This is a genomic window from Duganella sp., from assembly GCF_039595735.1.
In the GTDB taxonomy this organism is placed as follows: Bacteria; Pseudomonadota; Gammaproteobacteria; order Burkholderiales; family Burkholderiaceae_D; genus Rugamonas.
This window is the reverse complement of sequence record NZ_JBCNLB010000031.1, coordinates 23,999-31,025: the sequence shown is the minus strand read 5'-3', so window position 1 is coordinate 31,025 and position 7,027 is coordinate 23,999. Positions and strand designations below refer to the sequence as shown.

Annotated in this window: 7 protein-coding genes; all 7 read right to left on the bottom strand. The window is 63.4% G+C overall.

Translation table 11 applies throughout. The features are described from left to right. On the bottom strand, positions 1-166 hold a 166-nt coding region (locus tag ABDW57_RS27120), incomplete at its 3' end, for an NAD-dependent epimerase/dehydratase family protein (RefSeq protein WP_343732484.1). Positions 167-216: 50 nt separating this feature from the next. Beyond that, positions 217-1,539 (bottom strand): ATP-binding protein, encoded by a 1,323-nt coding sequence (locus ABDW57_RS27115; RefSeq protein ID WP_343733252.1) that lies wholly within the window; start codon positions 1,537-1,539, stop codon positions 217-219. After that, the gene (locus ABDW57_RS27110; RefSeq protein ID WP_343733251.1) at positions 1,536-2,198 is read right to left on the bottom strand and encodes a response regulator transcription factor; all 663 of its coding nucleotides are present in this window, start codon (positions 2,196-2,198) and stop codon (positions 1,536-1,538) included. The genes ABDW57_RS27115 and ABDW57_RS27110 overlap by 4 nt, the downstream gene beginning before the upstream one ends. 12 nt (positions 2,199-2,210) lie before the next feature. Then, on the bottom strand, positions 2,211-4,184 hold the full coding sequence (locus ABDW57_RS27105) for an LTA synthase family protein (RefSeq protein ID WP_343733250.1): 1,974 nt from the start codon (positions 4,182-4,184) through the stop codon (positions 2,211-2,213). Then, positions 4,184-5,017 carry a hypothetical protein gene (locus ABDW57_RS27100; RefSeq protein WP_343733249.1) on the bottom strand — a complete coding sequence of 278 codons (834 nt, stop codon included), beginning with the start codon at positions 5,015-5,017 and terminating at the stop codon, positions 4,184-4,186. The genes ABDW57_RS27105 and ABDW57_RS27100 overlap by 1 nt, the downstream gene beginning before the upstream one ends. 20 nt (positions 5,018-5,037) lie before the next feature. Then, complete coding sequence (locus ABDW57_RS27095; protein ID WP_343733248.1) at positions 5,038-5,751, bottom strand: hypothetical protein; 714 nt, start codon at positions 5,749-5,751, stop codon at positions 5,038-5,040. Further along, complete coding sequence (locus tag ABDW57_RS27090) at positions 5,748-6,857, bottom strand: sialidase family protein (protein WP_343733247.1); 1,110 nt, start codon at positions 6,855-6,857, stop codon at positions 5,748-5,750. The genes ABDW57_RS27095 and ABDW57_RS27090 overlap by 4 nt, the downstream gene beginning before the upstream one ends. Positions 6,858-7,027 lie beyond the last annotated feature (170 nt).

Genomic DNA, 7,027 nt, shown 5'->3' with positions numbered 1-7,027 from the left:
TGATGTCGCCTTCGAAGAAGTGCATGCGCGGATGCGCCAGCAGCTCGCTGATGCGATCGGTGCTCATGTCCATGCCGTAGACATGCCAATCGGTGGTTTCCAGAATACGCTTGGACAGGTGATGGCCAATAAAGCCGTTCACGCCGAGAATGAGAACTTTTTTCATTTAACACTGCCGCTCAATTTTCAGAAGCCGGCAGTTTGCCTGAGGGAGTATTAAGGTAGCATTAAATTTTGGGAAGTAGCGGGAAACAGTACCGTGACGCTTAACCCATGCCCCGCGCCGCCCTCGGACAGGACGATCTGCGCATGATGGTGATCGGCGATATTGCGCACGATGGACAAGCCCAGGCCCGCGCCCCAGACCTGCTGGCCATCCGGCCGGAAGAAACGGTCAAACAGCCTGCCCCGGTGTTCGGCCGGCACGCCAGGCCCGTTGTCGCGCACCCGCAGCAGCGGACGATCACCATCGTAAGCAGCCTGCAGGTCCACCCTGCCGCCGCGCTGCGTGTAGCGCAGCGCATTGTCGACCAGATTATTCAGCAGAACGCGCAGGCCATCCCCGTCGCCGTCGATCACCACCTGCCGCGGCGCTTCGATACCCAGGTCAATGTCGCGGCTCTCGGCCAGCGTGGAATGGTCGGCCACCGCATCGGCCAGCAGCCTTCCCAGATCGACCGGCTCGTGCTGCGCAGCCGTCATTGCGGTTTCGTGACGCGCAAGGCTGAGCAATTGCCGCACCAGATGGGTGCTGCGGTCCAGCCGTTCATCCAGCTTGGCCAGCGCCAGCGCGCGCGCTTCGTCGTTGGGTGCGCGCTCGACCAGTTGCAGCTGCAGTTTCAGCGCTGTGAGCGGGGAGCGCAGTTCATGCGCGGCATCGGCCACAAAGCTGCGTTGCGCCGCCATGGCTTCTTCAAACTGCTGCATCAAGGCGTTGAGCGCCAACGCCACCGGTTTCAGCTCGGGCGAAAGATCGTCGGTCGGCAGCGGCTCCAGTGCGGACGGCGAACGGCCTTGCACCGCTTGCGCCATCCGGTCCAGCGGACGCAATGCGCGTCCCACCACCACAACCACCAGCAGCCCGAGTACCAGCGCGAACAAGATCAGCGGCGCGCCGGAACGCAAGGCCATTTCCGCCGCCAGCTTGTTGCGAACCGCCACCGGCTGGGCCACCTGAACGTAGCGCCCGCGCCGCTGTTCACCATAGACGCGCCAGTGGTGGCCGAAGACCTTGACCGTCGTGAAGCCGTTTACCGCGTAGCGCGGCAATGCCGGCAGGCCGTGGGTGATATGCACCTCCATGCCCTGCTCGTCCCACGCTTGCAGGACGAACTCCTCTTCCGGATCTTCCGCCGCCGGCAAGCCGGTGTCGGGAGCGAATTCGTTAGGCAGCGCCACCGCCAGCTGGCGCAGTTGCAAGTCCGCCAGTTCGTAGGTTTCCATTCGCAGCGAGCGGTAAAGCAAGGCGCCGGCGCCCAGAACGCACGCCACGGTGGCGCCCAGCAGGCCAACCAGCAGTTGGCGGCGGATGGTTTTCACGGCGCCGCCGCAATCTTGTAGCCGACGCCGCGCACGTTCTTGATGAAATCCGAGCCAAACTTCTTGCGCAGGTGATGAACGTAGACGTCCACCGTATTACTTTCCACTTCGGAGTTCCAGCCATACAGCTTCTCCTCCAGCTGGGCCTTGGAGACCACGCTGCCCGGGTTATCCAGCAGCGCGCGCAGCACCGAGAACTCGCGCGCCGACAGCTTGACCGGCTGGCCGTCCAGCGTGGCTTCATGACTGGCCAGGTCGAGCCGAAGGCTGCCATGTTCGATGACGGAACGGGTGCGGCTGACGCGCCGGCGCAGCAACGCCCGGATGCGCGCCAGCAGCTCATCCAGGTCGAAAGGCTTCACCAGGTAGTCGTCGGCGCCGGCGTCGAGACCTTCCACGCGCGCCGGCGTGCCGTCGCGGGCCGTGATGATCAGCACCGGTAAATCGTCGCCGCGTGCGCGTGTGGCGCGCAGCACGTCCATGCCCTGCTTGCCCGGCAGGCCGAGGTCCAGCAGCATCAGATCATAGGCGACGCCGGCCAGGGCCAGTTCCACTTCGCGGCCATTGCGCACCCAGTCGACCGCGTAGCTCTCGCCACGCAGGCCTTCCTCGATGCTCTCGCCGATCATGGGATCGTCTTCGACCAGCAGCAGCCGCACCCTGGCCTCCCTTTACTTGCCGCCCGGCGGCAGCTTGTAACGCTGCTCGCGATACAGGATGGACGGCAGCACCACATGCGACATGGCCTTATCCACCAGCTGCGGTTCCGGCACGCCGCCGGTGGTCAGCACGCCGGTGGCGGCATCGTACTGGCCGGCCAGCGGGGCCTGTCCCGGACGCAGGATGGTGGCCGAGGAACCCTCCAGCCACGCGAAGTAGTTATCGAACTGGATCAGCGCACGACCCGGCGTTTCGCTGTCGCGCGCCAGGTCACGGCCGATCATCGGATGTTCCGTCGACAGGCCGATCAGCGACAGCAGCGTCGGTGCGAGATCGACCTGGCTGGCGATGGTGGTGACGCGCTTCGGCTGCACATCCGCGCCCAGGATCAGGCCCGGGATGTGGAACTTCTTGATCGGCACCAGGCTGTCGCCATACACGCGGTTATCGTGGTCGGCCACGATCAGGAACACGGTGTCCTTCCAGTAGTCCTGCTTCTTCGCTTCCGCAATGAAGCGGCCCAGCGCGTAGTCGGCGTATTTGACAGCGTTGTTTACGGTCTGTTTTTCCGCATCGTGCAGCTGGATGCGGCCGTCCGGGAACTGGAACGGTTCATGGTTGGACGACGAGAAGATCAGGCTGAAGAACGGCTTGCCGCTGGCGTGCAGGGTTTTCAGGCGCTCCAGCGACTTGTCGAACAAGTCCTCATCCGACGCGCCCCAGCTGCCCTCGAATACCGGATTCATATCGCGGCGGTCCACCACTTTCTGGAAGCCGTTACCGGTGAAGAAGCTGCGCATATTGTCGAAGTGCGCTTCGCCGCCATACACAAATTCCGTGTGATAGCCCTGCTTGCCCAGGCCTGCTGCCAAGGTGTAGAAGTTCTGCTGCGCCAGCGACAGCTTGACCACGCTGCGCGCGGGCGTCGGCGGATAACCAGCCACCACCGCCTCGATGCCGCGCACCGAACGGGTGCCGGTGGCGTACAGCTGCTCAAACCACCAGCCTTCTTTCTTCAGCTTTTCCAGCTCCGGCGTGACCGGCAGGCCGCCCAGCGATTCGACAAAGGTCGCGCCCAGGCTTTCTTCCAGCACGATCACCAGATTCAGAGGCCGCTCGCGCTGCACCGCCGCCACCTGCTTGTGCAGCGTCGGCAGATCGGCGGAAGTGAACTGCTGATCGCGCAGCCACGGTGCGCTCTTTACTACCTCGAACACTTTCTCGCGCGGGTACTTGCCGTAGATCTCGGACGAATTGGCTTCGTGGCTCATGGCGTTGATCGCGTCCAGCACCGACCATGGCGAGTTGATGATCAGGGAGTTGACCATGGCGTCGCCAGTGAGCGCGAACAGCGCCGGATTGGCCGGCCGGTGCGCGGTGGTCGAGCGGATCTGGAACGCCACCAGCAACACCAGCAGCGGCCACAGGGCCAGCAGCTTCAGTGGGCGCCACACGGTGATGTTGGCCGACGCGGCCTTCAGCAGCTTGAAGATGGCGGTGCCCAGCAGGATGGTGAAACCCACACCCAAAATCAGCGCGATGCGGAAGCCGTGCCACAAGGTGGACATTACTTCCGCCGGATACGACAGATACTCAACGAACAAACGATTCGGACGCACGTCGTACTGCATCAGGAACTGCGGCGTCGACAGCTCCATGAATACGATCAGGATCAGGGAAAACGTGCCCCACACCACCGTGAAGTTCTTCCACAAGCCCAGCGTCCTGTTATGTGCCAGCAGCGGCGCCAGCACCACCGGCAAGGCGATCAGGTAACCCAGCATGATCAAGTCGGCCCGCACACCCTGCACGAGGATCTGCCCGACGATGCCGGTGGCCGACACGCGATCCGATTGCCACGCCATCAGGCCGGCGCGCGACAGCGAGAAAATCACCAGTCCAAGCAGCAGCAACTGCAGCACGCCCGCGAACGGGCCAGCCCACAGCGTCAGTTTTTCCAGCCGCGATGCGAAACGCTGCAGCATTATTCAGCACCAAAGCCAGGGTGGCTGGCGATGTAGGCGCCGGCGCCAGCGCCGGCGCTCAGCATCCAGCCGCACAGCAGGATGAACACCAGAATCATGCAGAACAAGGTGGCGATATTGCGGCTGTCGCGCGACTCGCCAAATACTGGCTTTTTACCGTAGTTCACGCCGAAGAAGTAGGCTGCCACGGTGGTCACCAGGTAGTGCATGGCGCCGAACAACTCACCCAGTTCCCCCTTGCGCGGATGATCCACCAGCACGTGCGACAGGATCACCAGCACGATGTAAATCACCGATGCCGACAGCGGCGGCAGGTACAGACCGAACTTCTCAACAAAGGTGCGCACGGCAGGACGCTTGCGCGCCAGCAGCGGCAGGATGATGTTGTGGGTCAGGCCGACAATCGCGATCACCTTCAGCAGCACGGCTTTGTGCAGACTGCTCTTGCCCATGGCCAGATTGTGCAGATTGGTCTCGCCCTGGCGGTTGTTCTGCGCGAAGAATTCCGGCGGCACAATGTGCAGCACGCGCTGGAACCAGCTGATCTCTTCCAGTGCGGCCAAACCCACCAGCGCGGTCAGGCCGGCAAACGCCAGCAATTGCAGATTGACTTTCGGCTCACGCTGCCACTGCTCCACCGTGAGGAAGCCCAGCAAACCAGCCAGCAGCGAAAAGCACAGGAACTGCATCCATTCGACGATACCGTCTTCCACCAGCAGGCGCCACAACGCTGCCGAATCGTGCGACCAGGCAATCGCCAGACCGAGAATGAAGACATTCAGGATCACACCGGTGGCGATCACCGGATGAACGTACCATTTCGTCGATACCATGTATAACTCCCTTGTTTATATTATTTATACTGAACTCGTTCGATGCTCGCGGCGGCGTGCACCAGCTCCGGTTCGGCGTCGTCCACGGCTTGCAGTTGCGCTGCTTTGCGCGCCGCGCGACGGCGCATGGCTTCCAGGATGACGGAGCCCAGCGCCCACGCCCACAGCAGCGGGTCAAGCAGCGCGTCCCACAGGTTGCCGCTCGGCAGGCGCAACAACGAGAACAGCAACACGCTGGTCAGCAGTGCCATGCCAGCCGTGCCGGCATAGCGGAACAGGATGGCGGCGGCGCCGGCCAACGCGGCGACGCAAGTCAGCACAGTGGCCGCGGTGGAATCGAAGCCGCGATAATAAAGCCCCAGCGCCAGCACGCCGAAAGCATCCAGGTACAACACCACCCCGGTCACCGTCAGCAGCAGCGCAAACACCGGATGCAGCGGGAACACCACCGGCCGTTCGCGCCAGCGCGCCAGCAGCGCCACCAGGCTGTAGCCGGTCAGCAGCCCGCTCGGATACTGGAACACCAGCGTCAGCCAGTAGGCCGGCGACGCTTCGCCCGGCAGCAGCATCATTGCCGCCACCGTGGTGGTGACAATGGCTTTATGGCGCCACGCCAGTTGCGGGAACAGCTTCGGCAACAGCGTTGGCAGCACGGACAGCAGCATTGACGCCGCAATCAAGCCCCATGCGATACGCGCGTAGATGATCTGCAGATCGAGATCGGGCAAGCTCATAACAGGTCCTTCCCGTCGTTGATTTTCAAGCGGTGGTGCGCGATGGCTTGCCGCTGGTGGGTGTAAGTGATGTGCAGTTCGTCGCCCACCTGGAACATGGACGGATAGGAGAATTCATCTCCCGGCTTGCCGCTGATGATGTCAGTCAGCGGCTGCCAGGTGATGCCGTCGATCGACTGCGACAGCGTCAGCGTGCTGCGTGCGGTCTTGCGATTGGTGCCCTGGTTGGCCAGCATCAGCAGGCTGCCGCTGTGCAGGCGCAGCACCGCCAGCGAGGTGCCGAGGTTGCGGATACTGGTTGGGCCCAGATCCTCCCAGGTGGCGCCGCTGTCGTGGCTGACCGCCTGCTGAACCACGGAATTATCCTTGTGCGCGTCGCGCATCCATGCCCGCACCTCGGTTGGCGACACCGGCACCAGCGTCGGTTGCAGCGAACGGGTACGCGCGCCGATGCGCGTCAGGCGCTGCGGATCGCCATTGGCGTCGAACGACACCAGCATCGGATATTTGTGGCCAATCTCGAAGTACACCGGCAGCCACCAGCCGCCATCGGCCAGGCCGACCGGCGTGGAGCGCACCAGCACACTGGTATTAAATACCGGCGACATCGGCAGCACGCGACGCACCTTGAAGCTATGTCCTTCGTTCTGTGATTCCAGCTGCACCACGCGCGAGGCGGCCCAGCCGCCAAGACCGGTGGCCACCACATACAAGTGGACGGTGCCGTCGGCCGCAGTCCAGGCGACCGGATTGCCGATGCGGCGCACACCGTGGCCAAGCGCCTGGCCCAGCGAGTCGCGGCTGGCCACCACCCAGTTATCACTCCACTGGCCGTTGGACCAGCGCGAGGCATACACCTGGACGTCCGGGCCGCTCTCGCGGCTGCCGGCCCACCAGAATGCGATCAGATCGCCCTGCGGCAGCTGCGCCAGCGCGCTGGCGTGCGCGGACGGCACGCCTTTCGGCATCGGGATGATGGCGCGGGAGACTTCGGTCAGGGTGACCGGCGATGGTGCGGCCGTGCTCACGGTCGCCGGTTTGGCGTGGTGTTGACGCGCGCGCGACCAACGCCAGCCTTCCGACGCCAACACAGTAGCAACTGCCAAAATACATGCAACGACGGCCAGCTTGCCTGGCCGTTGCAGCGGTGGGCGCAAAACTCCCATTCCGTCTCCAAGAGAGCGGGACTGAAGGACGCCGTCACCGTGATCCTCTTGCCCTGAATAATCGTACATCCTCCAAACGGAAGAAGTCGGTATCCTACAGGAAAACGCCA